General features: G+C 59.6%; 24 protein-coding genes and 1 tRNA gene. 13 read left to right on the top strand and 12 right to left on the bottom strand.

The window, feature by feature from the left end; translation table 11 throughout:
* Positions 1-14: 14 nt before the first annotated feature.
* The gene (locus HU722_RS02060; protein ID WP_065890215.1) at positions 15-866 is read right to left on the bottom strand and encodes a LysR substrate-binding domain-containing protein; all 852 of its coding nucleotides are present in this window, start codon (positions 864-866) and stop codon (positions 15-17) included.
* Between the two features lie 111 nt (positions 867-977).
* On the opposite strand from HU722_RS02060, the gene HU722_RS02055 reads away from it, so the two are divergent.
* Positions 978-2,159, top strand: coding sequence for a CynX/NimT family MFS transporter (locus HU722_RS02055; RefSeq protein ID WP_065879730.1), 1,182 nt, complete (start codon positions 978-980; stop codon positions 2,157-2,159).
* Between the two features lie 97 nt (positions 2,160-2,256).
* Positions 2,257-2,388, top strand: a complete 132-nt coding sequence (locus HU722_RS29125) for a hypothetical protein (RefSeq protein ID WP_256530440.1) — start codon at positions 2,257-2,259, stop codon at positions 2,386-2,388.
* Here the strand turns inward: HU722_RS29125 and HU722_RS02050 are convergent, their stop codons facing one another.
* Positions 2,389-3,483: a fatty acid desaturase gene (locus tag HU722_RS02050; protein ID WP_065879725.1), complete on the bottom strand. Its 1,095-nt coding sequence runs from the start codon at positions 3,481-3,483 to the stop codon at positions 2,389-2,391.
* Between the two features lie 100 nt (positions 3,484-3,583).
* Between HU722_RS02050 and HU722_RS02045 the strand changes: the two genes are divergently transcribed.
* Entirely contained in the window at positions 3,584-4,588 is a 1,005-nt protein-coding gene (locus HU722_RS02045) for an AraC family transcriptional regulator (RefSeq protein WP_065890211.1), read from the top strand.
* 129 nt (positions 4,589-4,717) lie between these two features.
* Here the strand turns inward: HU722_RS02045 and HU722_RS02040 are convergent, their stop codons facing one another.
* Positions 4,718-5,083, bottom strand: coding sequence for a response regulator (locus HU722_RS02040; RefSeq protein ID WP_049710631.1), 366 nt, complete (start codon positions 5,081-5,083; stop codon positions 4,718-4,720).
* 98 nt (positions 5,084-5,181) lie between these two features.
* On the opposite strand from HU722_RS02040, the gene HU722_RS02035 reads away from it, so the two are divergent.
* Both HU722_RS02035 and uraH read left to right on the top strand, forming a co-directional pair.
* Complete coding sequence (locus tag HU722_RS02035) at positions 5,182-5,655, top strand: GlcG/HbpS family heme-binding protein (RefSeq protein WP_065872799.1); 474 nt, start codon at positions 5,182-5,184, stop codon at positions 5,653-5,655.
* Positions 5,656-5,665: 10 nt separating this feature from the next.
* Positions 5,666-6,076 carry a hydroxyisourate hydrolase gene (gene uraH, locus HU722_RS02030; RefSeq protein ID WP_065890209.1) on the top strand — a complete coding sequence of 137 codons (411 nt, stop codon included), beginning with the start codon at positions 5,666-5,668 and terminating at the stop codon, positions 6,074-6,076.
* Here the strand turns inward: uraH and HU722_RS02025 are convergent.
* Positions 6,073-6,762, bottom strand: a complete 690-nt coding sequence (locus tag HU722_RS02025) for a Crp/Fnr family transcriptional regulator (RefSeq protein ID WP_065890207.1) — start codon at positions 6,760-6,762, stop codon at positions 6,073-6,075. The genes uraH and HU722_RS02025 overlap by 4 nt on opposite strands.
* An 83-nt stretch (positions 6,763-6,845) precedes the next feature.
* Between HU722_RS02025 and HU722_RS02020 the strand changes: the two genes are divergently transcribed.
* Positions 6,846-7,370, top strand: a complete 525-nt coding sequence (locus HU722_RS02020; RefSeq protein WP_065890205.1) for an Mpo1 family 2-hydroxy fatty acid dioxygenase — start codon at positions 6,846-6,848, stop codon at positions 7,368-7,370.
* 126 nt (positions 7,371-7,496) lie between these two features.
* Here HU722_RS02020 and HU722_RS02015 read toward each other — a convergent pair whose 3' ends face one another.
* The 6 genes from HU722_RS02015 to dibA form a co-directional block, all read right to left on the bottom strand.
* Positions 7,497-8,477, bottom strand: a complete 981-nt coding sequence (locus HU722_RS02015; RefSeq protein WP_065872795.1) for a sulfate/molybdate ABC transporter ATP-binding protein — start codon at positions 8,475-8,477, stop codon at positions 7,497-7,499.
* Between the two features lie 3 nt (positions 8,478-8,480).
* A complete protein-coding gene (gene cysW / locus HU722_RS02010; RefSeq protein ID WP_049710637.1) occupies positions 8,481-9,353 on the bottom strand; it encodes a sulfate ABC transporter permease subunit CysW in 873 nt (290 codons plus the stop codon).
* A gap of 13 nt (positions 9,354-9,366) precedes the next feature.
* Complete coding sequence (gene cysT / locus HU722_RS02005) at positions 9,367-10,185, bottom strand: sulfate ABC transporter permease subunit CysT (RefSeq protein WP_065879716.1); 819 nt, start codon at positions 10,183-10,185, stop codon at positions 9,367-9,369.
* A gap of 182 nt (positions 10,186-10,367) precedes the next feature.
* Positions 10,368-11,378: a sulfate ABC transporter substrate-binding protein gene (locus HU722_RS02000; protein WP_065890204.1), complete on the bottom strand. Its 1,011-nt coding sequence runs from the start codon at positions 11,376-11,378 to the stop codon at positions 10,368-10,370.
* 65 nt (positions 11,379-11,443) lie between these two features.
* Positions 11,444-11,626 carry a sulfur starvation response protein OscA gene (gene oscA / locus HU722_RS01995; protein ID WP_003170956.1) on the bottom strand — a complete coding sequence of 61 codons (183 nt, stop codon included), beginning with the start codon at positions 11,624-11,626 and terminating at the stop codon, positions 11,444-11,446.
* Positions 11,627-11,858: 232 nt separating this feature from the next.
* Entirely contained in the window at positions 11,859-13,772 is a 1,914-nt protein-coding gene (gene dibA, locus HU722_RS01990) for a phosphodiesterase DibA (RefSeq protein WP_065890201.1), read from the bottom strand.
* Positions 13,773-13,939: 167 nt separating this feature from the next.
* Here dibA and desA point away from each other — a divergent pair, with 167 nt between their 5' ends.
* Positions 13,940-15,124, top strand: a complete 1,185-nt coding sequence (gene desA, locus HU722_RS01985; RefSeq protein ID WP_065872791.1) for a delta-9 fatty acid desaturase DesA — start codon at positions 13,940-13,942, stop codon at positions 15,122-15,124.
* Between the two features lie 188 nt (positions 15,125-15,312).
* Positions 15,313-16,314 (top strand): sensor domain-containing diguanylate cyclase, encoded by a 1,002-nt coding sequence (locus HU722_RS01980; protein ID WP_065872790.1) that lies wholly within the window; start codon positions 15,313-15,315, stop codon positions 16,312-16,314.
* 65 nt (positions 16,315-16,379) lie between these two features.
* Here the strand turns inward: HU722_RS01980 and gabT are convergent, their stop codons facing one another.
* Both gabT and gabD read right to left on the bottom strand, forming a co-directional pair.
* The gene (gabT, locus tag HU722_RS01975) at positions 16,380-17,657 is read right to left on the bottom strand and encodes a 4-aminobutyrate--2-oxoglutarate transaminase (protein ID WP_049710644.1); all 1,278 of its coding nucleotides are present in this window, start codon (positions 17,655-17,657) and stop codon (positions 16,380-16,382) included.
* Between the two features lie 180 nt (positions 17,658-17,837).
* The gene (gene gabD, locus HU722_RS01970; protein WP_065890199.1) at positions 17,838-19,280 is read right to left on the bottom strand and encodes an NADP-dependent succinate-semialdehyde dehydrogenase; all 1,443 of its coding nucleotides are present in this window, start codon (positions 19,278-19,280) and stop codon (positions 17,838-17,840) included.
* Positions 19,281-19,641: 361 nt separating this feature from the next.
* On the opposite strand from gabD, the gene HU722_RS01965 reads away from it, so the two are divergent.
* The 5 genes from HU722_RS01965 (at position 19,642) to HU722_RS01945 (ending at position 22,927) form a co-directional block, all read left to right on the top strand.
* Positions 19,642-19,718: transfer RNA gene (locus HU722_RS01965), tRNA-Arg, on the top strand.
* Between the two features lie 167 nt (positions 19,719-19,885).
* A complete protein-coding gene (locus tag HU722_RS01960; protein WP_186754399.1) occupies positions 19,886-21,121 on the top strand; it encodes a tyrosine-type recombinase/integrase in 1,236 nt (411 codons plus the stop codon).
* A 282-nt stretch (positions 21,122-21,403) separates the two neighbouring features.
* A complete protein-coding gene (locus HU722_RS28775) occupies positions 21,404-22,243 on the top strand; it encodes a hypothetical protein (protein WP_225930671.1) in 840 nt (279 codons plus the stop codon).
* A gap of 100 nt (positions 22,244-22,343) precedes the next feature.
* Positions 22,344-22,625 (top strand): helix-turn-helix transcriptional regulator, encoded by a 282-nt coding sequence (locus HU722_RS01950; RefSeq protein ID WP_186754401.1) that lies wholly within the window; start codon positions 22,344-22,346, stop codon positions 22,623-22,625.
* Positions 22,622-22,927, top strand: a complete 306-nt coding sequence (locus HU722_RS01945) for a hypothetical protein (RefSeq protein ID WP_186754403.1) — start codon at positions 22,622-22,624, stop codon at positions 22,925-22,927. The genes HU722_RS01950 and HU722_RS01945 overlap by 4 nt, the downstream gene beginning before the upstream one ends.
* Positions 22,928-23,308: the final 381 nt, after the last annotated feature.

The raw sequence follows: 23,308 nt of genomic DNA, 5'->3' as shown, positions 1-23,308 counted from the left end.
TAGAACCCACCGACCTATGCCATTTGCCCGGCGCACAACTTCAAGATTTGCTGCTGCAATGCATGCCCTGCTGCTCCCAGGCCTGTACGGGCGTAAAGCGCCAAACGTACGCCTTGTACCGCGGGCAAACCGCTGTCAGCACCTAACACCCTATGGCCGGGCTGCACCACGCGCAGGGGCAACAGGCTGATTCCCAACCCCGCCGCTACCGCTGAACACACACTGGCCAGGCTGGCGCTGGAGTAGCCGATACGCCAACGCCAGCCGCCCACTTCCAGGTGTTGCAGCATTTCATTGCGGTACAAGCCGCCCACCGGAAATGCCACCAACGGCAAGGGATCGCGGCCCAGAGACGGCGTGCTGAGGCTATCCACCCAGCACAATGGCTCCGGCCATGAGGCCAGGCATTCGTCACTGTCACCGATCTGCTTGACCAGCAACACATCGAACTCACCGCTGCGGTACTGGCGCTGCAACTCGGGGCCGAGGCCGCTGGTGACTTCCAGGCGCACCCGCGGATAGGCCAGCACAAAGGCCGAGAGCAATGGCATCAGGCGTTCGGCGGCAAAGTCTTCCGGTACACCGAGGCGTAGCACACCGTCGCTCTGCTGGCTGATCAACACGTCGGCGGCTTCTTCATGCAACGCGAGGATGCGCCGCGCATAGGCCAGCAGTCGCTCACCCTCCGCCGTCGCCACCACACGGCGTTGGTCGCGATCCAGCAGCTGGCACGCCACCCCTTCTTCTAGACGGCGGACCTGCTGGCTCACAGTCGATTGGGTCAGGTGCAGGCGCTCAGCGGCACGGGTGAAATTGCCGCAATCCACCACGGCGACAAAGCTGCGCAATAACACGGGATCAAGCATGGCGCTCACCATTCCATTTGCCACTGGTTGGCATGGTTATATTTAATTTCAGAATACCCGTGGCGCTGCCCATACTCACCCCTCATTTTTAACCCTTCGGAAGCCTGCTGCATGACGTTCAACCCTTCATCTGCCGGCAAATTCGCCGGCTGGGGCCTGTTGGTCGTCCTGGGTCTCAATCTGCGGCCCATCCTCAGCTCCATCAGTCCGCTGCTCGGTGAGATTCGCCTGGCCACCGGCTTGAGTTTCCAGAGCAGTGCCCTGCTCACCAGCCTGCCCGTGGTGTGCATGGGCCTGGTGGCGCTGGTGGGTGTACGCGTTGAAGCGCAGCTCGGTGAACGGCGTGGCATCGCCCTCGGCCTGGTGATGATCCTGCTGGCGTGCCTGGCCCGCTGGCTGATGGGCCAAGGTTCTACGCTGCTGGTGACCGCGTTGCTGGGCGGTGCCGGTGTCGCGCTGATCCAGGCGTTGGTGCCGGCGATGATCAAGCGCGAGTTTCATCACCGTGTGCCAGTGGCGATGGGCGTTTATTCCGCATCGTTGATGGCCGGCGGTGGGCTGGCGGCGCTGCTCAGCCCGGTGGCCGCCACGCATTTCCAGCAATGGCAGGCGGGGCTCGGTATATGGCTGTTGCCCGCATTCGCGGCCTTGTTGCTGTGGATCCGGCTGCCACTGGGAGCGGCAAAAAGCGCGAAAGTCATCCCCGCCTTCAAGGGCCTGCGCAATCGCCGCGCCTGGCTGCTGGCGTTGTATTTCGGCTTGGTGAACTGCGGCTACATGAGCCTGGTCGCGTGGCTGCCGGCCTATTATCAGCAACTGGGCTGGGGCGTGCTGCCGAGTGGTTCGCTGCTGGCGTTCATGACCATCTTCCAGGTAATCGCCGCGCTGTTGATGCCGGTGCTGGCACAACGCGGGATTGATCGTCGGCCGCTGCTGTGGATCAGCCTGCTGGCCCAGACCATTGGTTATCTCGGCCTGTTAATGGCGCCGTTGCAGTTTCCCCATCTGTGGGTGGCGCTGTGTGGTTTCGGCCTGGGCGCGTGTTTCGCCCTAAGTCTGCTACTGACGCTCGACCATCACCGCGACCCGCGCCAAGCCGGGCAACTGGCGGCGTTCGTGCAAGGCGTGGGCTTTTTGATCAATGCGATTTCGCCATGGTTGACCGGCTGGTTGCGCGAACTCACCGGCAGCTTTGCCAGCGCCTGGGTCGTGCTGACAGTGACGGCAGTGGCGATGCTGGTGGTGACCCGCGTGTTCAGCCCCGCCACCTATCGAACGGCACCCGCTCTATAGATATGCCTTTAAGATCCAGACAAAACAAAAACGCTTCATTGACGGAATAAGGCGTCCCCTTAAAATTCCGGTTCTCCTACAGGATGCCGGACCCACCATGGACCTTCGCCAACTGCCCGCGGGCGCCGAAGAAGCGTTCGTCGACGCTTTCGCCAGTGGCCAATTGCAGAGGCTGCACTGGCGCAACCTGCCCCGTGCCCTGGACAGCCTGAACAACCATAGCGGGTGATCAGCCGCGCTGGGGCTCGCTTGTCGCCTGCGGCGAAGGCGCTGATCGAAACCCTGCAGGCGGTGGAAATCCAAGCCGATTGGCCCGCGCAAACGTCCCGAAATCATTGAAGCGCACACCCATTTGCGCCATGACCTTGTGCGCCACCTTCGCGGTCATCTGACGGATGTAAAACGGCTCTTTCACCACAAAATGGTGGATGCCGTGGGTGCTGCCGAAGTTGAAGCAGAACGCCTGCAACGGCCACATCCACCAAGGGTTCAATACCTGGGTTTGCTGGATCACATTGCCCAGTTCCACATCACCGTAATAGTGCATGTTGGAGCTGACAAAGTGCAGGCAAAAGGTACGCAGTACGTTGGGGCCAATGATCACCACGGCGGCGATGTCGATCACCTGCATCGTCTGCAACGTGCCGGCAGACCACTCGATGGGCGCACCCAACAGGCTGGCAATGCCATTGGCGGCATGGAAACCCAGGAACACATACCACGCGCCCCAATGCAGCAGCGCCAGCGGTGCGTATACCAGCAGCGAGCGCTTGAGGATCGACAGTTTGTGCTTCCAGGTCTTGGCCCGCAGCATGCGAATAAACGCCGACATGACGTTATCGCCGACCATCAGCAACCGCGCAAAACCCCAAGGCTCGCCGTTGGTGATGGCGCGTTCTTCCATATCGGTCTCAGTGCCGGAGACCTTGTGATGGTTGAGGTGCAAGTGGCGGCGTATCCACGGGTTGATCGTGCTCGGGCGCGCCAGCCACACCAGGCCCATCATCAGGTTGTGGGGCAGGCGCTGCTTGCGAAAATACATGCTGTGGATCAGGTCGTGTTCCAGCTCATGGGTCAATGAAGCGAGGAAGGCGTTGAGCAGCAGGCACACCCACCAGGCCATATACCCGGTGATGTAGAGCGCTGCCGAACCAATCATGCCGACCAGCGCAAACGCCAGAATGCCCGCGCCCAATGCGTCTTGATGCAGCAACCAGGGGTGCTGCCGGCGCAAGCGCACGCCTTCGGCCAGCACCACGTCACGGATATGCGCCGAGCGCTGTTGTGCGTTCATCTGCTGGGGGCTTGCAGAAGTACCGTCCATGATCACATCCTCTGGTTATCGATGCGTTCATCCTGCCCCACGCGATCTGGCAGGACGCTAGCCCTGGACGCCAACCTGTTGACCGCAAGCGCCAATCGTCATGACCGAACCCACCTCCCTCGCCAGCTGGACCCGCGCCCTGCGCAAGCAGCTCGACGCCTTGGGCCTGGACAGCGCCGCGCTGTGCACGCAGGCCGGGCTCGACCCGCAGCAGATGGACGATCCCAATGCGCGTTATCCGCTGTCGGCCACGACGCGGTTATGGGAATTGGCAGTGCACGCCAGCGGTGATCCGGCGATTGGCTTGCGGGTGTCGCGGTTTGTCAGCCCCACCACCTTTCATGCGCTGGGGTATGCGCTGGTGGCCAGCGGCAGCCTGCGGGAGGTGTTCGAGCGCATCGTGCGTTATCACCAGGTGGTCAGTGATGCGCTGACGCTGGAGCTCAGCGGGGATGGCGAGCGCTACCGCTTTCGCCTGCTGCAACCACCGGGCAGCCCGGCACCGGCATTCGAAGCCATTGATGCGTTTGCGGCGATCTATGTGCGCACCTGCCGCAATCGCCTGGGCCGTGAGTACGCACCGCTGGCGGTGCACCTGCGACGACCAGAGCCTGCCGATCCCAATCCGTGGCACACCGTGTTTCGTGCGCCCGTGTTCTTCGGCGCCGAAGAAGACTGCCTGGAGTTTGCCGCCCACGATTTCGACAGCCACCTGGACGACGCCAACCCCGAACTGGCCGAGCACAACGAAACCGTGCTCAAGCGCACCCTCGCCCAGCTGCAGCCACTGACCTGGGAGCGTAAGGTGCGTGCGGCTATTGAAGCGCAATTGCCGGACGGCGAGCCAAGTGCTGAGCGCATTGCCCAGGCCCTGCACCTGAGCTTGCGCAGTTTGCAGCGGCACCTGGCGGATGAAGGGTGTCGGTTTGATGCGTTGCTCAATGAATGCCGGGAGAATTTGGCGTTGCTGCATTTGCGTGATCCGCAGTGCTCATTGGCGGAGATCAGCCATTTGTTGGGGTTTGCGGATACCAGCAGCTTTAACCGGGCGTTCAAGCGCTGGACGGGGATGACGCCGGGGCAGTTTCGGGATGGGTTGCGGTAGGGAAATGTAGGGTGGTCATGAGGGCCCCATCGCGGGCAAGCCCGGCTCCCACAGGGGGAATGCATTCCAAATGTGGGAGCTGGCTTGCCTGCGATGGCGGTGGCCCAGGCACTGAAGATGCCGGATCAGTCAGCGCCCACGATCCCGCCGCAACAGCTTCTTCACCCGCGCCACCAACGCCTTGGCCTCAAACGGCTTGAGCAAGTAATCATCCTCATGCAGTTCCAACCCACGCAGGCGGTCTTCGATCCCTTCCGGGGTCGTCAAGAACAACACCGGCGTCTCACCCTTCTTGCGTATCGCCTGCTGCAACTTCCAGGCATTCAAACCCGGCAACATCACATCCAGGATCACCAAGTCATATTCAGTGCTTTCCACAAACCGCTGAGCCGCCATGCCATTGGCTGCGACTTCCACTGCGAAGCCGGCCTCACTCAAGCCCTGGGCCATGAGTTGCGCTAATTTCGGCTGGTCTTCCACTAACAACACCTGCATGCCTACCTCTTGGTTCATTACAAACCTGTAATCGAATTGTTCGGCTTTTGACCGAGATCGCTGGCTAAGGTAGCGGCCTGCTTTTTGGAGCCGTTCCCATGTACCGCAATGCCTTGTTCTTGAGCTTCGCCATCAGCGCCAGCGTCCTGGCTGCACCACCGCTGCCGCGCCACGCCGACCTGGATTTGCACACCGCACGCCAACTGGCAGACGCCAGCCTGGCGCAGTGCACGGCCGCACTTACCGTACTCGACCGGGGCGGCAATCCATTGCTGAGCCTGCGGGCCGACGGCGTAGGCCCGCACAACAGCATCGCCAGCCAACGCAAAGCGTACACGGCGTTGTCGACTAAAACCCCCACCCGGCTGTTTGCCGAGCGTGCGCGCAACAACCCCGAGGCCGCCAACCTTAACAGCTTGCCCGAATTGCTGTTGCTCGGGGGCGGCATCCCGCTGTTTGCCGACGCTGAACTGGTGGGCGCGCTGGGCATTGCCGGTGCCGGCGGTGCCGAGCAGGACGAAGCGTGCGCGGTAAAGGCAGCCAATCAACTTGGCCTGACAATCACCCCTTGAGGAAACCTCGATGAAAACCCTGACCAAGACCCTCGCCGCCCTCAGCCTTAGCGGCCTGAGCGGCCTGGCCCTGGCGGCCGGCAACCCCCTGAGCGTGCACGTCCTGAACCTGGAAAACGGCCTGCCGTCTGCCGGTGTCAGCGTCACCCTGGAGCAGCACGTAGGCGATCACTGGCAATCGCTGTCCGAAGGTGTCACCAACCAGCAGGGACGCATCGCCGAACTGTTCCCGGCCAACCAAGCCATGAAACCGGGCGAGTATCGCGTGGTATTCAAGACCGGCGACTACTACAAGAAAGCCCATCGCGAGACGTTCTTCCCGGAAGTCCCGGTGATATTCGAGGTCAAGCAGGCCGACCAGCACTACCACATCCCGCTGCTGCTGAGCCCTTACGGCTTTTCGACGTATCGCGGTTCCTAGCCGGCCCCCGCGGCCTGCCGCAAGCGCGGCAAGTCGAGCACTTCAATCGCGCCGTAACTCAGCTTGATGATCGCCTGCTGCTCTAACGCCTTGAGCAAACTGTTGGTGGTCTGGCGCGACAGGCTCAGCATCGCGGCCAAATCTTCCTGGGGCAGGTGCAAGACGCGACGGGAGTGCTCTATCTCGCCGTACCCGCCGGCAATCATCAGCAGTCGGTGGGCGATACGCGTCGACGCCGGCATCAGGCTCATCTGTTCGATATTGATCAGCGACAGGCGCAACTTCTGGCTCATCAACAACGCCACGTCACGCCAATACGCCGGGTTTTGGTCAAGAATCTCGAGCATCGCCGATTGCGGCACCTGCAACAGCGTGCACGGCCCAACCGACAAGGCGTCGTGGGTACGCGGCAAACCGTCGAACAGGCAGATCTCGCCGAACCAGAACGGTGTTTCAACCAGGCTCAACACCGCTTCCTTGCCCTGCGCATTGACCGCACTGACACGCATGGCCCCCTCCAATACCGCATACACCCCACAGGGCGGATCACCGCGCCTGAACAGGTATTGCCCCGCCGTCAGCTGACGCAGCCGAGCCGCCGCCAGCAAACTATCCTGTAGCTGTACAGGCAGGTGGCTGAACCACTGACCGGTGGCCAATCGGGCATGCCATGTTGCCGCAATCATGAGAACTCCAGAGATTGTCGCCCAGTTGACAGTCAGTCACTGGCTGACGGGAGATGATCAAACATCCTACAGGAGGAATAACAATGAAAAGCCTCGTCGACCACCTCAGTCAATACGCTGCCTACCACCGCGACCCGCGCAATATCGCCAGCCACTTTGTCGGCATTCCACTGATTGTCGTCGCGGTGGCCGTGCTGCTGTCACGCCCGGAATGGGCGATAGGCGGGGTGTGGATTTCACCGGCGGTGATCGTCGCACTGCTGTCGGCGGGGTTTTACCTGCGCTTGGAACTGGCGCTGGGTGTGTTGATGACGCTGCTGATGGGCTTGTCGGTGTGGGCCGGGCATGTGCTGGCGGCACAGAGCACGATGGTGTGGCTCAGCGGCGGCATTGGGATGTTTGTGGTGGGCTGGGTGATTCAGTTCGTCGGGCATTACTACGAAGGCAAGAAGCCGGCGTTTGTGGATGATGTGTCGGGGCTGATCGTGGGGCCGTTGTTTGTGGTGGCGGAGTTGGCGTTTTTGCTGGGGTTGCGGAATGACCTCAAGCAACAGATAGAGCAGCGCTCGGGGCCGGTGGCCGTCAGAGAAAAACGCGCCACGGTCTGAAGCCGAGAGAGGTCTAAATGTGGGAGCGGGCTTGCTCGCGAATGCGGTCTGTCAGCTGATGAATGCATTGACTGACACTCCGCATTCGCGAGCAAGCCCGCTCCCACATTGGGTTTTGCACCGGCTTTAGGCTTTTTGCCAGACCTTGGGTTTGAAGAACAGCGTCTCACCCCGCGCCAGCCCGGTCAGGCTGTCGTGGTCTTTCACCACTTCAGCCTCGATCAGTTCGCTCTGGCCTTCGACCTTCAGGGTTACCCGCGTGGTGGCGCCCAATGGACGAATGTCGCGCACTTCAGCCGCATGGTGATCTTCCAGCTCATGCCGCGACAGCGACACTTCGTGTGGACGGAACAGCACGTGCTGGTCTTCACCCAGGTGCAGGCGGTTCGAATCCCCTAGGAAGTGATAGACGAAATCGCTGGCCGGGTTTTCGTAGACTTCGCCCGGTGAACCGATCTGCTCGATCACGCCCTTGTTCATCACCACGATGCGGTCGGCGACTTCCATGGCCTCTTCCTGGTCGTGGGTCACAAACACCGAGGTCAAGTTGATGTCTTCGTGCAGGCGCGCCAGCCAGCGGCGCAGCTCTTTACGCACTTTGGCGTCGAGGGCGCCGAAGGGTTCGTCGAGCAACAGCACTTTGGGTTCTACCGCCAGGGCGCGGGCCAGGGCGATACGCTGGCGTTGGCCGCCGGAGAGCTGTTCCGGGTAGCGATCCGATAGCCAATCCAACTGCACCATGTTCAGCAGTTCATGCACCTTGACCGCGATCTGGCTTTCATTCGGGCGCTGGTTTTTCGGTTTCATGCGCAGGCCGAACGCCACGTTGTCGAACACCGTCATGTGGCGGAACAGCGCGTAGTGCTGGAACACAAAGCCGACGTTGCGATCGCGTACGTCGTGGCCGGACACGTCTTCACCGTGGAACACGATGCTGCCGTCATCCGGGGTTTCCAGGCCGGCGATGATGCGCAGCAAGGTGGTCTTGCCGCAGCCGGACGGGCCAAGCAACGCCACCAGCTCGCCACTCTGGATGTCCAGATTGATGCTGTTCAGGGCCTTGAAGGCGTTGAAATTCTTGCTGACATTACGGACTTCGATCGACATGACTTATTCCTCACCGGCGCTGTTGCGCAGGCGGTTGATACGGTTCTCGCTCCACTGCTTGAGCAGCAGGATGAAGAGCGCCAGGATCAGCAACAGGCTCGCGACGGCAAACGCGGCGACATGGTTGTATTCGTTGTAGAGGATCTCGACGTGCAGCGGCAGGGTGTTGGTCACGCCGCGAATGTGGCCGGACACCACCGACACCGCGCCGAACTCACCCATGGCCCGCGCAGTACACAGCACCACGCCGTAGATCAGGCCCCATTTGATGTTCGGCACGGTCACATGCCAGAACATCTGCCAGCCATTGGCACCCAGCAGGCGCGCGGCTTCTTCTTCCTGGGTGCCCTGCTCCTGCATCAGCGGGATCAGTTCTCGGGCCACGAAGGGAACGGTGACAAAGATGGTCGCCAGCACGATGCCGGGCAAGGCGAACACGATCTGGATGTCATGCTCTTGCAGCCACGGACCAAAGAAGCCCTGCGCGCCGAACATCAGCACATAGACCAGACCCGCGATCACCGGTGACACCGAGAACGGCAGGTCGATCAGCGTGACCAGGATGCTCTTGCCACGGAACGAGTATTTGCTCACGCACCACGCGGCGCTGACGCCGAACACCAGGTTAAGCGGCACCGAAATCGCCACGGCGATCACCGTGAGCTTCAGTGCCGACAGTGCGTCGGGCTCAAGGATCGCGGTGAAAAACGCACCGAGGCCGTTCTTCAAGCCCTGGGTCACCACGATCAACAGCGGCAACAGCAGGAACAACACGAACACCAGCCAGCCAAGGCCGATCAGGATACGTCGCGACGTTGCACTGCCACGGCGGGCCGCATTGGCCGAGGACGCGGCGGAAATAGACGATTGGGACATGTTCCGCGCCTCCTTATGGACGTTCGATGCGCCGCTGCAACAAGTTGATCAGCAGCAGCAGTACAAAGGAAACCACCAGCATCAGCACGCCGATGGACGTGGCGCCGCGGTAGTCGTATTGGTCGAGCTTGACCATGATCAGCAGCGGCAGGATCTCGGTTTTCATCGGCATGTTGCCGGCAATGAAAATCACCGAACCGTACTCGCCAACGCCCCGCGCGAACGCCAGGGCGAAACCGGTCAACCAGGCCGGCAGCAACGCCGGCACCAGGATGTGGCGGAACACCTGCAACGGCTTGGCGCCCAGGCAGGCGGCGGCCTCTTCGACTTCCCGGGGGATATCGGCCAGTACCGGCTGCACCGTGCGCACCACGAACGGCAACGTGACGAAGGTCAGCGCCAGGGTGATGCCCAAGGGGGTGTAGGCGATCTTGAAGCCCAAGTCAGCCGCGAACTGGCCGACGAAGCCGTTCGGCGTGTACAACGCGGTCAGCGCGATACCGGCTACAGCGGTGGGCAAGGCGAACGGCAGGTCGATCATCGCATCGATGATCTTGCGGCCCGGGAAGGTGTAGCGCACCAGCACCCAGGCCAGCAGCGTGCCGATCACGCCATTGATCAGCGCCGCGTAGAGCGCGGTACTGAAGCTCAGCTGCAACGCCGCCAGCACGCGCGGTGCGGAGATGATGGCCCAGAACTGATCCCAGGTGAGTTGTGCGGCGTGTACAAACATCGCCGCGAGGGGGATGAGTACGATCAGGCTGAGGTACACCACGGTGTAGCCCAGCGTCAGCCCGAAGCCGGGTATGACGGGGGAGATACGACGCGACATAAGAGTCCTTGGTTAAAGGGGTAAATGCCACTGTAGGAGCGCGCTTTCTGTGGGAGCTGGCTTGCCTGCGATAGCCCCACCGCGATGTGACTGACACACCGCGGTGAGGCTATCGCGGGCAAGCCCGGCTCCCACACAAGCCAGCTCCCACAGAAAAGCGAGGCTCCTACAGGTATTTTGGTTTACTGCGCCGTGTAGATCTGGTCGAACACGCCACCGTCGTTAAAGAATTTCGGTTGGGCAGTTTTCCAGCCGCCGAAGTCTTTGTCGATAGTCACCAAGTCCAGTTTCGGGAACTGCTGGGCGTATTTGGCGGCCACTTTTGCATCGCGTGGGCGGTAGAAGTTCTTGGCCGCAATCTCCTGGCCAGCCGGGCTGTACAGGTGTTTCAGGTATTCAGTGGCGATTTCGGTGTTGCCTTTTTTCTCGGCGTTCTTGTCGACCACGGCCACTGGCGGCTCCGCGAGAATCGACAGCGAAGGCACGACGATATCGAACTTGTCAGCGCCGCCGTCTTCTTTCAGGGCCAGGAACGCCTCGTTTTCCCAGGCCAGCAACACGTCACCCTGACCGTTGTTGACGAAGGTGATGGTCGAACCACGCGCGCCGGTGTCCAGCACAGGCACGTGTTTGAACAGCTCTTTCACGTACTCCTGGGCCTTGGCTTCGCTGCCGCCGGTTTTGAGGCCGTAGGCCCAGGCGGCGAGGAAGTTCCAGCGTGCGCCGCCGGAGGTTTTCGGGTTCGGGGTGATCACGGACACATCTTTGTTGATCAGGTCGCCCCAATCCTTGATGCCTTTAGGGTTGCCCTTGCGCACCAGGAACACGATGGTCGAGGTGTACGGGGTGCTGGCGTCCGGCAGGCGGGTCTGCCAGTTTTCCGGGAGGGTCTTGCCCAGTTTTGCGATTTCGTCGATGTCACCGGCCAGGGCCAGGGTCACTACGTCGGCGCGCAGGCCGTCGATCACGGCGCGGCCTTGTTTGCCCGAACCACCGTGGGATTGCTGGATCTTGACGTTGTCGCCGGGGTGGGACTGTTTCCAGAAACTGGTGAACTCAGCGTTGTAGTCCTGGTACAGCTCACGGGTAGGGTCGTACGAGACGTTGAGCAACTCGTAGTCCTTGGCAACCGCGGAACCTGCAAACACGGCGCTGGCCAGGGCGGCCAGGGCGTAACGGCGAATCGACGACATAGAAGCTCCTGAAATTCTGGGGTGTTGGCTTTTTCTTATAATTGCGGGTCTATCGCCGTTCTTGCTTAGCTCGGTTTGTTACCCGGGTTCTGCAGACGGAATTTTTCTTTGCGTTCGATCTGTACCACTTGCGCGTTGTGCACCGTGATTTCCACCGCGCCAAACCGCAGATCGCGCAGGGCGCTCTGGATCTCACGCAAAATGGCTGCTTCGTCCTGGCCGTCGACGCTACGTAGAGATGCGCTCATGGTCTCGCTCCTGAAATGAATAGTGCCTCGCAGTGGCGGCACTGCTTGCGGCGTGAGGGCGATAGTAGATAAGCGCGGATATTCTTAAAAATACTATTTAAGAATGTTTATATAACCAGAAAGAATTTTCTGGTGGGGCGTGGGGTTGCGCGCGGTTTATGTGCCCGAGCGCCAAAATAAAGCCTTGAGCAGATTCAAATGTGGGAGCTGGCTCCCACATTTTTAACGCATTTCAATTTCGGATGGCGGGTGCTCTCGACCAATCAATCTCCTGCGCCGGCATCGGCCGCCCAAACCAATACCCCTGCCCCAGATCGCATTCCTGTTCCAACAAAAACCGCGCCTGCTCCACCTGCTCGATCCCTTCGGCCTGCACCTGCATGCCCATGCTTTTCGCCAGCGCAATCACCACCCGCACAATCGCTGCATCGTCCTCATCCCACGGCAACCCAGCAACAAACCCTTGGTCGATCTTGAGTTTCTGCACAGGCAGGCGCTTGAGCCGTAGAAGCGACGAGTAACCGGTCCCAAAATCATCGATGGCCAGGCGCAAGCCCAGTTCGCGCAGGCGGTGCAGTTGCTCCAGGGCGACTTCGGGGTCGTCCATCACCGCGCTCTCGGTCACTTCAAGTTCAAGGAAGCCGGGGTCGAGGCCCGTGTCGTGCAGCACTTGGGCGACCTGCTCGTACAATTCGCGCCGCGCAAACAAACGGCTGGACACGTTGACGGCCATAAAGCTCAACGGCACCCCATCGGCCAGCCATTGGCACATCTGCCGGCAAGCCTGATCCATGACCCAAGCGTCGATATCGGCAATCAACCCCGTGCGCTCGGCAATCGGGATAAATTCTCCCGGCGGCACCAGGCCACGCTCCGGGTGCTGCCAGCGCACCAGCGCTTCGACGCCAATCAGGCGACTGCCGTGCAGCTCATGCACCGGTTGGTAATAAACGCGCAGCTCTTGCAGCTCAAGGGCACGGCGCAGCTCGTTGGCAATTTCCACGCGGTTCTGCGCATGGGCGGTGAGTTCTTCGGTGTACAACGCGTAGCCTTCACGGCCGGCGCTCTTGGCCTTGAACAGTGCGGAGTCCGCATTGCGCAGCAACTGTTCAGCACTCAGGGCGTCGCTGGGAAAGAGGCTGATACCGATACTGGCGCTGATAAACAGCTGGTGGCTGTCGAAGCTGAACGGCTGCTTCATCGCATCGAGGATGCGTTGCGCCAAGGCGGCAGCCTGAACCACCTGTGGACAACTTTCCGCGAGCACGGCGAACTCATCTCCACCCAGGCGCGCCAGGGTCACGCCGGGGCCGAACAACCCCTGCAGCCGTTCGCCCACCAGCTTGAGCAACTGGTCTCCCACATTATGGCCCAGGCTGTCGTTGATGATTTTGAAGTGATCCAGGTCCAGCAACAGCAGGGCGCAACCGCGCTTGTGGACTTGCGCCGAGGCCAGCGCCTGCTCGGCGCGGTCGGTGAACAGCAAGCGGTTGGGCAGGTCGGTCAGGGGGTCGTGGTGCGCGAGGTGGGCCAGTTCGTGCTCGGAGTCCTTGATGGCACTGATATCGGAGAACACTGCGACGTAATGGCTGACGTGGCCCTGGTCATCGTGAATCACACGAATGGTTTGCCACTGTGGATAAATTTCACCGCTCTTGCGCCGGTTCCAGATTTCTCCGCTCCATTCGCCGGTGCTCTGCAGGCTCTGGAACATCTGCCGGTAGAAATTCGACGAGTGGCGACCGGACTTGAACAGGCTGGGACGCTGGCCCATGACGTCTTCACCTTGATAACCGGTAATCGCCATAAAGGCGCGATTGACGTGGACGATCAGCCCATGGGCGTCGGTGACCAGCACGCCTTCACGGGTGCAATCGAACACGGCGGCCGCCTGGCGCAGGCGCTCGCGGTTTTCCTTCAGGGGTTGTTGCAACTGGTGGGCACGGGCAAACCGGGCGTACATCAGGTAAATCACCAAGGCGCTGAGGGCCACCCACACATAGCCACGCACTTGCAACCAGTGGTTCAGCTCGCTGGGGTCATCGAGAAACTCGATCAATACCTGCCGAGTAAGGCCTATCCACAGAATGGAAACCAGCAGGTATACCAGCCCCGCACGCAGGGCAACTCGGCATGAAAACAGCATATGCTCAGTAATCCTTACCCAAAAAAACAGAATCGTCCTACAAAGGCTGGGGATTATAGAATAAGAAACATCCAGTCACTCCTATCTGAAAGAGCGGCTGGTTTTCTGTGTAGGCTTAGTGATAATGCGTGAGCTGTTCTTTTCTTTATCTGAGGGCCATACAGCCTATGTGGTACAACGGTTTTCTTGACTTGTCAGCCTGGCAACTGGTTGCAGTCACCCTGTTGATGACCCACGTGACCATCGTTGGGGTCACGGTCTATCTGCATCGCTATTCAGCCCATCGCTCCCTGGAGCTCAATGCCGGCCTGAAACACTTCTTCCGCTTCTGGCTGTGGCTCACCACGGCGCAGAACACCCGCGAGTGGACAGCCATCCACCGCAAGCACCACGCCAAGTGCGAAACCGTCGATGACCCGCACAGCCCGGTCATCAAGGGTTTGTCCACCGTTATGCGCAAAGGCGCCGAGCTGTACCGCGCCGAGGCCGAAAACCCTGAGACCCTGCGCATCTACGGCAAGAACTGCCCGGACGACTGGATCGAACGCAAGGTCTACACCCCCTACCCATTGTTGGGCGTGGCGATCATGGGCGTGATCGACCTGCTGTTGTTTGGCACGATCGGTATCACCATCTGGGCGATCCAGATGATGTGGATCCCGTTCTGGGCCGCCGGCGTGATCAACGGCCTGGGCCATGCCGTGGGCTATCGCAACTTCGAATGCCGTGACGCGGCGACCAACCTGGTGCCGTGGGGCATCATCGTCGGTGGTGAAGAGCTGCATAACAACCACCACACCTACCCCAATTCCGCCAAGTTGTCGGTGAAGAAGTGGGAATTCGACATGGGCTGGGCCTGGATCAAAGTGTTCAGTTTCCTGCGCCTGGCGAAGGTGCAACGCGTTGCGCCCATCGCCCACCGCGTCGAAGGCAAGGGCCACCTGGACATGGACACCGCCATGGCGATCCTCAACAACCGTTTCCAGATCATGGCCCAGTACCGCAAGTTGGTGATCGCCCCGCTCGTCAAGCAGGAGCTGGAAAAAGTCGATCACTCGGTTCGCCACCAATTCCACCGCGCCAAGCGCCTGCTGTCGCGAGAAACCAGCTTGCTGGATGATCGCCACCACCTGCGTATCCAGAGCATGCTGGAACACAGCCAGGCACTTAAAGTGATCTACGAAAAGCGCCTGGCACTGCAGCAGATCTGGCTGAAGACCAGTTCAAATGGCCACGATATGCTGGCAGCCATCAAGGAATGGGTGCATGAAGCCGAGGCCAGCGGCATCCAGTCCCTGCGGGATTTCGCCCACCAATTGAAGACCTATTCGCTGCGTCCTGCGGCGGTCTGACCGCACGGTGGGAGGGCTTGCCCTCCCACCCATCGGCTTTTTGGCGTCATTTCTCGGTCACCGGCAATCGGTCCTGTTGACGGAACTTCACTGCAATTCGCCTCTCTCAATTAACACTTCGCCATCATGGTGGCCCCTTGTAGTGACCGCTGTTTCAATGTGCGGCGCGCCCAGAGAGAGTTGTGCCGATGGTTCACGAAAAACCCTACTTGTCCGATCCGCCCACCGCTGAACATCCGCGTCCGGCGGCGGCGGCGACCCTGTTGGCACTGGTGCACGCCCAGGGTGAAGTCGAGCGGCTGAGTGAGCGCGAGCAGTTGCTCAGCTCAATGCTGGTGAGCGTGAACGCCGTGCTGTGGGCCATCGACTGGGAAACGCGCCGCGTACTGTATGTGAGCCCGGCCTATGAGCGGGTGTTCGGGCGCTCCGCCGGCCTGCTGCTGGCCGACCATCGGGAGTGGCGCAACAGCATTCACCCCGAAGACCTCGACTACGCCGAACACAGCCTGGCCCGCGTGCTGGAACAAGGCGCCGTGGAAGAACGCGAGTACCGCATCATCACCGCCGACGGGCAAATCCGCTGGTTGAGCGACAAGTGTTACATCAACCAGCAGATCGAACCTGGTGAACCCTTGATCGTGGTAGGCATAGCCGAAGACATCACCGAAAAGAAACAGATGGCGCTGGAGCTGCACCGTCTCGCCACCACCGACGTGCTGACTCAAAGCAGCAACCGCCGGCACTTCTTCGAATGCGCCAATCAAGCCTTCGACAGTGCCTGTGCGCAAGGCGCGCCGCTGGCGTTCCTGCTGCTGGACATCGATGACTTCAAGGACGTTAACGACACCTACGGGCATCTGGAAGGCGACCAGGTACTGCGGCGCATCGCTGAGAGCGGCCGAGGGGTATTGCGCCGTGGCGATCTGTTCGGACGCATCGGTGGTGAAGAGTTCGCCGCCGTGCTGCCGGGCTGCGCGCCGGAGATGGCGCTGCAAGTGGCCGAACGCCTGGGCAAGGAGATTCAAGCGCTGAGTTTCAGCTATGAAGGCCAGGCGTTCAAGGTGACCATCAGCCAGGGCCTGGCAAGCCTCACCGAACAGGATTCCACCCTGGACAGCCTGTTTGCCCGCGCCGATGCCGCCATGTACGAGGCCAAGCGCCTGGGCAAGAACCGCGTAATCGCGGGCTGAGCCCCCCCAAGAGCACAAAAAACCCGCCGAGGCGGGCTTCTTGTATCGATCAGGCCAGCGTCCGATTACAGCTCGCTGAAGCACTCTTCAATGATCGCCAGGCCTTTGTCCAACTGCTCGTCCGGCGAGGTCAGCGGGACCAGTACGCGCAACACGTTGCCATAGGTGCCGCAAGACAGCAGGATCAGGCCCTTGTCACGCGCCTTGGCTACCACGGAAGCAACGGCAGCGGCGTTTGGTTTGTGGCTATCGCCACCTTCAAACAGCTCGACCGCGATCATCGCGCCCAAGGCCCGCACTTCACCGATCACCGGGTACTTGGCCTGGATGGCCTTGAGGCCCGTGACCAAACGCTCGCCAACCGCTTTGCAGCGGTCCAGCAGGTGCTCTTCTTCAAACACTTCCATCACCGCCAGCGCAGCCGCGCACGCGATCGGGCTACCGGCGTAGGTGCCGCCCAGGCCGCCTGGCGCGATGGCGTCCATGTACTCGGCCTTGCCGCACACACCCGCCAGCGGGAAGCCGCCGGCGATGGATTTGGCGAAGGTGGTCAGGTCGGCAGCAACGCCCATCTGTTCCATGGCGAAGAACGTACCGGTACGACCGGCGCCGGTCTGCACTTCGTCGGCGATCAACAGGATGCCGTGCTTGTCGCACAGTTCGCGCAGGCGCTTCATGAAGGATTTTGGCGCGACGTAGAAACCGCCTTCGCCCTGCACCGGCTCGATGATGATGGCAGCGATATCACGCGGCTCGGCATCGTTCTTGAAAATGCGTTCGATACTGGCGATCGAATCGTCGTCGCTCACACCGTGCAGTTCATTCGGGAACAGCGCACGGAACACGCCGCCAGGCATCAGGCCCATGCCGGCCGAGTAAGGCACGACTTTACCGGTGAGGCCCAGGGTCATCATGGTGCGACCGTGGTAAGCGCCGGTGAAAGCAATCACGCCAGCACGGCCAGTGGCGGCGCGGGCGATTTTCACGGCGTTTTCGACAGCTTCCGAACCGGTGGTGACCAGCAGGGTTTTCTTGGCGAAATCACCTGGGACCTTGGCGTTGATTTTTTCGCACAGTTCCACGTAAGGCTCGTAGGCCAGCACCTGGAAGCAAGTGTGCGTCAGCTTGTTCAGTTGCGCGGTCACGGCGGCGATGATTTTCGGGTGCACGTGGCCGGTGTTCAGTACGGCGATGCCGCCGGCGAAGTCGATGAACTCGCGACCTTCAACGTCGGTCACGGTGGCGTTCTTCGCGGATTCGGCGAAGATCGGGTGAATCTGGCCAACACCGCGGGGTACAGCGGCTTCGCGGCGTTTCATCAGGGATGCGTTGGTCTTGCTCATAAAGTCCTCATTCGCCACTCATCGGGTGGCGTGGTCCAAGGAATACGTGGCGGGGAGGCAACTACGGCAGCATGCGATGATCGACTGCCACAGCTTTCCCGACCACTACGAAGTACGGTGTGAAACACGCAAAGGGTCAGCGCTCTCGTGCCCTTTGCGTTTACTGCAATCTCTTGCCGGTTAGATGCCCAGGCAGAGGTATTTGATTTCCAGGTAATCCTCGATCCCGTACTTGGAACCTTCACGGCCCAGGCCCGAAGCCTTGATGCCGCCGAACGGCGCCACTTCGTTGGAGATCAACCCAGTGTTGACGCCGACCATGCCATATTCCAGGGCTTCAGCCACACGGAACACACGGCCCAGGTCACGGGCATAGAAGTAGGAAGCCAGGCCGAACTCGGTGTCGTTGGACATCGCGATCACTTCGGCTTCGTCTTTGAAACGGAACAGCGGCGCCAGTGGGCCGAAGGTTTCTTCCTTCGCGACCGCAGCGTTTTTCGGCACATTGGTAAGGATAGTCGGCTCGAAGAAGTTGCCTTCCATCACCTTGCCGCCAGCCAGCAATGTAGCGCCTTTGCTCAAGGCGTCCGCAATGTGTTCCTGAACCTTGGCCACGGCTTTTTCGTCGATCAACGGGCCAGTGGTGGTGCCTTCTTCCAGACCGTTGCCGATCTTCAACTTGGCCACGGCCACTTTCAGTTTTTCCGCGAACGCGTCGTACACCGAATCCTGAATGTACAGGCGGTTGGCACAAACGCAGGTCTGGCCGTTGTTGCGGTACTTGGAGATGATCGCGCCTTCGACAGCCTTATCCAGGTCCGCATCGTCGAACACGATGAACGGTGCGTTGCCGCCCAATTCCAGGGAGACTTTCTTGATGTCCTTGGCGCATTCAGCCATCAGCTGGCGACCGATTTCGGTCGAGCCGGTGAAGGACAATTTACGCACGATCGGGTTGCTGGTCAGCTCGCTGCCGATGTCACCCGCACTGCCGGACACCACGCTGAAAACACCGTTTGGAATACCGGCACGCTGCGCCAGCTCAGCCAGGGCGAATGCAGAAAATGGGGTTTGCGACGCAGGCTTGAGGACCATTGTGCAACCGGCGGCCAGCGCCGGGCCGGCTTTGCGGGTGATCATCGCGGCCGGGAAGTTCCACGGAGTGATGGCGGCGGTCACGCCGATCGGCTGCTTGATAACGATCAGGCGCTTATCGGGCTGGTGGCCCGGAATCACGTCACCGTAGACGCGCTTGGCTTCTTCGGCGAACCACTCGATAAACGAGGCGGCGTAGACGATTTCGCCCTTGGCTTCGGCCAGTGGCTTGCCTTGCTCCAGGGTCATCAAGCGGGCCAGGTCGTCCTGGTTCTCGATGATCAGTTCGAACCAGCGACGCAGCTTGTTCGCGCGGTCCTTGGCGGTGAGAGCACGCCAGGCCGGCAGCGCCTTGTCGGCGGCCTCGATGGCGCGGCGGGTTTCAGCGGCGCCCATCTTTGGCACGGTACCGAGAATCTCGCCCGTGGCAGGGTTGTTGACCTTGATGGTTTGACCGTTGTCCGCATCGACCCAAGCGCCATCGATAAAGGCTTGCTGGCGGAACAACTGGGTATCTTTAAGCTGCATGTCGGCTTTCCTTAACAGCACCGCGCGCACGCGGAGCGAATTAGAGTTGTTGAAAGGCGCCTTGTGGGCTGCCGTCAGGGAAATCAGCCCCAGCGCGCGGATGAAATGAAAGAGCGCACGGGAGACAGAGCGTTTGAAATCTCAAACGAATCCTAGGATCAATGGGGGTACAGGGCAATAGGATGTTCGAAAAAAAGAACGAAAACGACGCATTTGCCGGGTTTATCTGATCAGCGTAGTTCCCCGCCCTGATCAGTGGTGCCCGGCTTAGGGCCTCTGGTACGGCAAATTCCTACACGTGAACGCCCAAAGACCAGCATGGACGCCCAAGGTCGACATGGGTATGATGTCGCCCGCACAAGCATCCGTAGCTCAGCTGGATAGAGTACTGCCCTCCGAAGGCAGGGGTCGTGGGTTCGAATCCCGCCGGGTGCACCATATAGCAGTCTCGGGCTGTCTCAGACAGTCTACGAAACACCCCAAGAAGCCCGCCCCGTGCGGGCTTTCTTGTTTCTGGCTATCCATCCCTGTCCACCCCTATAACTTCCCGCCGTGTATGCCCACGTGTATGCTTTGAGATTCCTATAACTGGAGGCATACAGGAAGTGAAGCGCTCTGAAATCAAACGCCGCCCCTTAGCAGATACCACGCTTGCAGGCCTGGAGCCTGAGCACGCTACATATCGGGAGCAGGACGGGAATGGCCTGTACTTCCGGGTCAAACCTAACGGTCAAAAATCGTGGGAGCTGCGCTACAAAAAGCCAGACGGGAAATGGTCTTGGCTGGGTCTCGGCGGCTACCCGGAAATCAGTGGCTCTTTGGCGAGACAGAAAGCAGCTCAACTGCGGGAAGACGCATCGACCGGCAAAAACCCATTGGTGAGCAAGCAAGCTCGCAAGGTTGCAGACCAGGTGGCTGCCAACAACACCTTTGAAGCATTAGGCCGCGAGTGGTTTGAGGCCAGACGCACAAGCTGGGAGTCAGGTACGTCTCGACGAGTGCTTGGCGCACTGGAGCTTCACGTGTTCCCCGTGTTCGGCAAACGCGTATACACGGAAATACTGCCCCTGGAATGGATGGAGTTTCTACGCGGCATGGAGCAGAAGGGGATCATTGAACAAATGGGCCGAGTTCGTGCCTTTTGCAAAGAGATCTATGACCTGGCCCGCGTAACAGGACGAGCCGTCCACAACCCCCTTGAAGGTCTCAGCAAATTCCTGCAATCACGTAGCGCTGAAAACTATGCACACGTTTCGATTGAAGAACTGCCTGCGCTACTTCGAGCGATCAACTCCTACCCTCACGCAAAGGACGTTCGTATAGGGCTTCGCTTGCTGTCCTTATTAGCATCGCGTCCGAGCGAGATCCGAGAAGCACGCTGGTCAGAAATCGATCTCTCCAAAAAGCTATGGACGATCCCGGCCGAGCGAATGAAACGTCGTCGCGAACATGTGGTGCCTCTCTCTCGACAGGCAATTGAAGCGCTCACTGAGTTACGAACACTGACAGGTGCGTACCCTCTCCTATTTCCAGGCAGGAAAGATAGGACAGTCCCCCGTAGCAATACAGTCTTTCTAATGGCGCTTCGTAGACTGGGATATGCCGGTCGGCAAACAGGCCACGGCTTTCGTCACATCGCTAGCACAATACTCAATGAGCAGGGTTTCGATGAAAATCACATTGAGGCCCAACTCTCTCATGCAAAGGAGGGTATTGCCGGGGTCTATAACAAAGCGGTGTACCTGCCTCAGCGTAGAGTGATGATGCAGTGGTACGCCGATCACCTTGATGCTGTAGTGAATGGAAATGTCGTGCAGGGGCAATTTGGGAAGGTTGTATGAGAGCACATACCCAACCCCCCTCTAAAACCGGTGTAACGGGTGTTACTCGTGTAACGCCCATCGCCAAACGCCCGGTTTCATTGGCTTTCAGGTGCGTTACACAGTTCAGCAGCTTAGCGTACATCCGATGTAACGCTGCCCATGCGTGTAACGCCAAAGCCAGCGCACGACTGCTGCGGGCAAGCGTTCTGCACCTATGCCTACAAAGCGGCTTTCGCTGGTTACCCGCTTTGAATCCAGGGCGTGGGACTCTCCGTTACACGGTACCGATGACACTTCGCGATGACTGATCACCAACCCATTTTGCATTTGGCGCTAAGCCGGGGCTTGTTCAGTTATCTCTCAGCGCAACCGCTCTATGACCTCTGCTGTGAGCAGGTTGCTGACGCCTGCCGCTTGATCGACCAATGCTGTCTGCGCATTCATGGTGATGGTATCAACAAAGATCTTGCCAGCATGTGCATTCAGACGACGATCAAGGAGGAGACAATTTTTCAATATGCCTCCACCGACACCAGCGCACGCCTCGCGCATTGGGTCCGCATGTACAGCAATTGCTACTCGGCATCAGAGCGTGATTTTCATTCTGCCTACATCATGGCTTGTGCCGTAAAAGCGCTGGAAACGTTAGCCAACTGGATGCAGACAGCTGATCAAGAGGCTTGGTCTCATGTCTCTGAACCTCCTGCCGACTGGCCCAGGGATCTCTACTGCCAGTTCGTCGAGATGCAGGTCGATCTGGATGAGCGCATTCAGACACTTGATGATTACGCCCTCTATCTGAAACCGATCACATCCCTACCCTGCCTGGCCGACGATGAACTAAGACCCATCGCCGACCGAGCGATCAAAAATGCCATTCGCAAAAAAGGCGGCCTCATCAGCGGTATGGAGCGTAACGAGGAAATTAGCGTTCGAGACGCCGCGATAGTGAAACAGGGGCTTCACTACCGCGCAGCGGGGATGTCCAAACGCAACATTGCAACGAAGGTGCATGCCTGGCTACAAGGTGAGGTAGAAAAACCTCCAAAACAACGGCCTGAGTGGATTGCGCTTGAGACCGAAAAAGCCCTCACCCGCAAAAGAATTGAGACCATTCTCAAACGCTATTTCGTGCTGTAAGCCAGAATTTTCAATCGGATTTCAATTGGAAGTGAACTGCTCACCTCCGACCTGCACCTAGATCATTGCTCTCAGTCCTAACCAGTCGAGAGCAAGACCTATGAAAGCGTCTATCACCAAACTTCCCCGCTTTAACCCAACCACTCCAGACCCCATCTTTGACGCATCGTCGACATTGATCCGTATGCCTGAGGTCGAGCGGATCGTGGGCATGAAGCGTTCCACCATCTACAAACTCATGCAGCGCACAGATAGCGGGTTTCCCCTGCCCGTCAAATTGAGCAACAGCAACGCCCGCGGTGCGCCCGTAGCTTGGGTTCTATCTGAAATCCAAACATGGGCACGAAGCCGCATAGAGGCTCGCGACCAGGTGGCCGCATGAAAAATCATGTTGCTAACAGGGCCATCTTGCAGCCCTTTTCTGTACTCAGAAAAGTGGGTTTCTCATCACGCGGTATGCAGCGTTTTGAACGTTACCGCACGGAGCAAAAACGCCTTAACCGGGACGTCATGGTGATGCGATGGAGAGATGGCATCTGGTGCGCATTGTCAGTTCCCTGCCAAGCCCCTCAAGCAATCATCGTCGACGAAGGCCAACAAATCGACGCCTACGAGGATGCGCGCGCCTGCCTCGAAGGTGACCTGTTGCCCTTTGTCTCCCTTCGCTGGGACATCCATGCCTGAAACGAAAACGCCCCCGGCGGCAACCGGAGGCGTTGAGGTAAATCTACATGCTTGATCAATTTATGCCGCATCGAAAAAATCCGCAAGTGATCTGCACAGTTGCACTTTCAAAAAACGGGCGTTACTCTCTGGCTGTTGCTGCAAATTCAGCGACCGGGTTTGGCGACCCGATCTACAATAGGCGCACAGGCGCCCCCATTACGATTGCAGGCGCTTTTTTTGTGCCCGCATTCACGTGTTATGGCGGCTGTGCGTGGGAGACCTTCGGGTCTGCCGGGTTCCTATTGTCCCGGTTCGCCAACCTGCGCACAGCTGCCACCCTAATTCGTTTGGCGACGAAGTGTGGCAGCTCCTCAACAATAGGAGTTTCGCCCCATGCAC

The sequence above is a fragment of the Pseudomonas tritici genome (assembly GCF_014268275.3).
GTDB lineage: Bacteria > Pseudomonadota > Gammaproteobacteria > Pseudomonadales > Pseudomonadaceae > Aquipseudomonas > Aquipseudomonas tritici.
The sequence above is the reverse complement of the archived record's forward strand: the minus strand, read 5'-3'. Positions and strand labels throughout refer to the sequence as shown.

What these genes read in the sequence shown, in the direction of transcription:
- HU722_RS02060 (WP_065890215.1), bottom strand. Translation starts at nt 866, where the DNA reads ATGCTTGATCCCGTGTTATTGCGCAGCTTTGTCGCCGTGGTGGATTGC.
- HU722_RS02055 (WP_065879730.1), top strand. Translation starts at nt 978, where the DNA reads ATGACGTTCAACCCTTCATCTGCCGGCAAATTCGCCGGCTGGGGCCTG.
- HU722_RS29125 (WP_256530440.1), top strand. Translation starts at nt 2,257, where the DNA reads ATGGACCTTCGCCAACTGCCCGCGGGCGCCGAAGAAGCGTTCGTCGAC.
- HU722_RS02050 (WP_065879725.1), bottom strand. Translation starts at nt 3,483, where the DNA reads ATGGACGGTACTTCTGCAAGCCCCCAGCAGATGAACGCACAACAGCGC.
- HU722_RS02045 (WP_065890211.1), top strand. Translation starts at nt 3,584, where the DNA reads ATGACCGAACCCACCTCCCTCGCCAGCTGGACCCGCGCCCTGCGCAAG.
- HU722_RS02040 (WP_049710631.1), bottom strand. Translation starts at nt 5,083, where the DNA reads ATGCAGGTGTTGTTAGTGGAAGACCAGCCGAAATTAGCGCAACTCATG.
- HU722_RS02035 (WP_065872799.1), top strand. Translation starts at nt 5,182, where the DNA reads ATGTACCGCAATGCCTTGTTCTTGAGCTTCGCCATCAGCGCCAGCGTC.
- uraH (WP_065890209.1), top strand. Translation starts at nt 5,666, where the DNA reads ATGAAAACCCTGACCAAGACCCTCGCCGCCCTCAGCCTTAGCGGCCTG.
- HU722_RS02025 (WP_065890207.1), bottom strand. Translation starts at nt 6,762, where the DNA reads ATGATTGCGGCAACATGGCATGCCCGATTGGCCACCGGTCAGTGGTTC.
- HU722_RS02020 (WP_065890205.1), top strand. Translation starts at nt 6,846, where the DNA reads ATGAAAAGCCTCGTCGACCACCTCAGTCAATACGCTGCCTACCACCGC.
- HU722_RS02015 (WP_065872795.1), bottom strand. Translation starts at nt 8,477, where the DNA reads ATGTCGATCGAAGTCCGTAATGTCAGCAAGAATTTCAACGCCTTCAAG.
- cysW (WP_049710637.1), bottom strand. Translation starts at nt 9,353, where the DNA reads ATGTCCCAATCGTCTATTTCCGCCGCGTCCTCGGCCAATGCGGCCCGC.
- cysT (WP_065879716.1), bottom strand. Translation starts at nt 10,185, where the DNA reads ATGTCGCGTCGTATCTCCCCCGTCATACCCGGCTTCGGGCTGACGCTG.
- HU722_RS02000 (WP_065890204.1), bottom strand. Translation starts at nt 11,378, where the DNA reads ATGTCGTCGATTCGCCGTTACGCCCTGGCCGCCCTGGCCAGCGCCGTG.
- oscA (WP_003170956.1), bottom strand. Translation starts at nt 11,626, where the DNA reads ATGAGCGCATCTCTACGTAGCGTCGACGGCCAGGACGAAGCAGCCATT.
- dibA (WP_065890201.1), bottom strand. Translation starts at nt 13,772, where the DNA reads ATGCTGTTTTCATGCCGAGTTGCCCTGCGTGCGGGGCTGGTATACCTG.
- desA (WP_065872791.1), top strand. Translation starts at nt 13,940, where the DNA reads ATGTGGTACAACGGTTTTCTTGACTTGTCAGCCTGGCAACTGGTTGCA.
- HU722_RS01980 (WP_065872790.1), top strand. Translation starts at nt 15,313, where the DNA reads ATGGTTCACGAAAAACCCTACTTGTCCGATCCGCCCACCGCTGAACAT.
- gabT (WP_049710644.1), bottom strand. Translation starts at nt 17,657, where the DNA reads ATGAGCAAGACCAACGCATCCCTGATGAAACGCCGCGAAGCCGCTGTA.
- gabD (WP_065890199.1), bottom strand. Translation starts at nt 19,280, where the DNA reads ATGCAGCTTAAAGATACCCAGTTGTTCCGCCAGCAAGCCTTTATCGAT.
- HU722_RS28775 (WP_225930671.1), top strand. Translation starts at nt 21,404, where the DNA reads ATGACTGATCACCAACCCATTTTGCATTTGGCGCTAAGCCGGGGCTTG.
- HU722_RS01950 (WP_186754401.1), top strand. Translation starts at nt 22,344, where the DNA reads ATGAAAGCGTCTATCACCAAACTTCCCCGCTTTAACCCAACCACTCCA.
- HU722_RS01945 (WP_186754403.1), top strand. Translation starts at nt 22,622, where the DNA reads ATGAAAAATCATGTTGCTAACAGGGCCATCTTGCAGCCCTTTTCTGTA.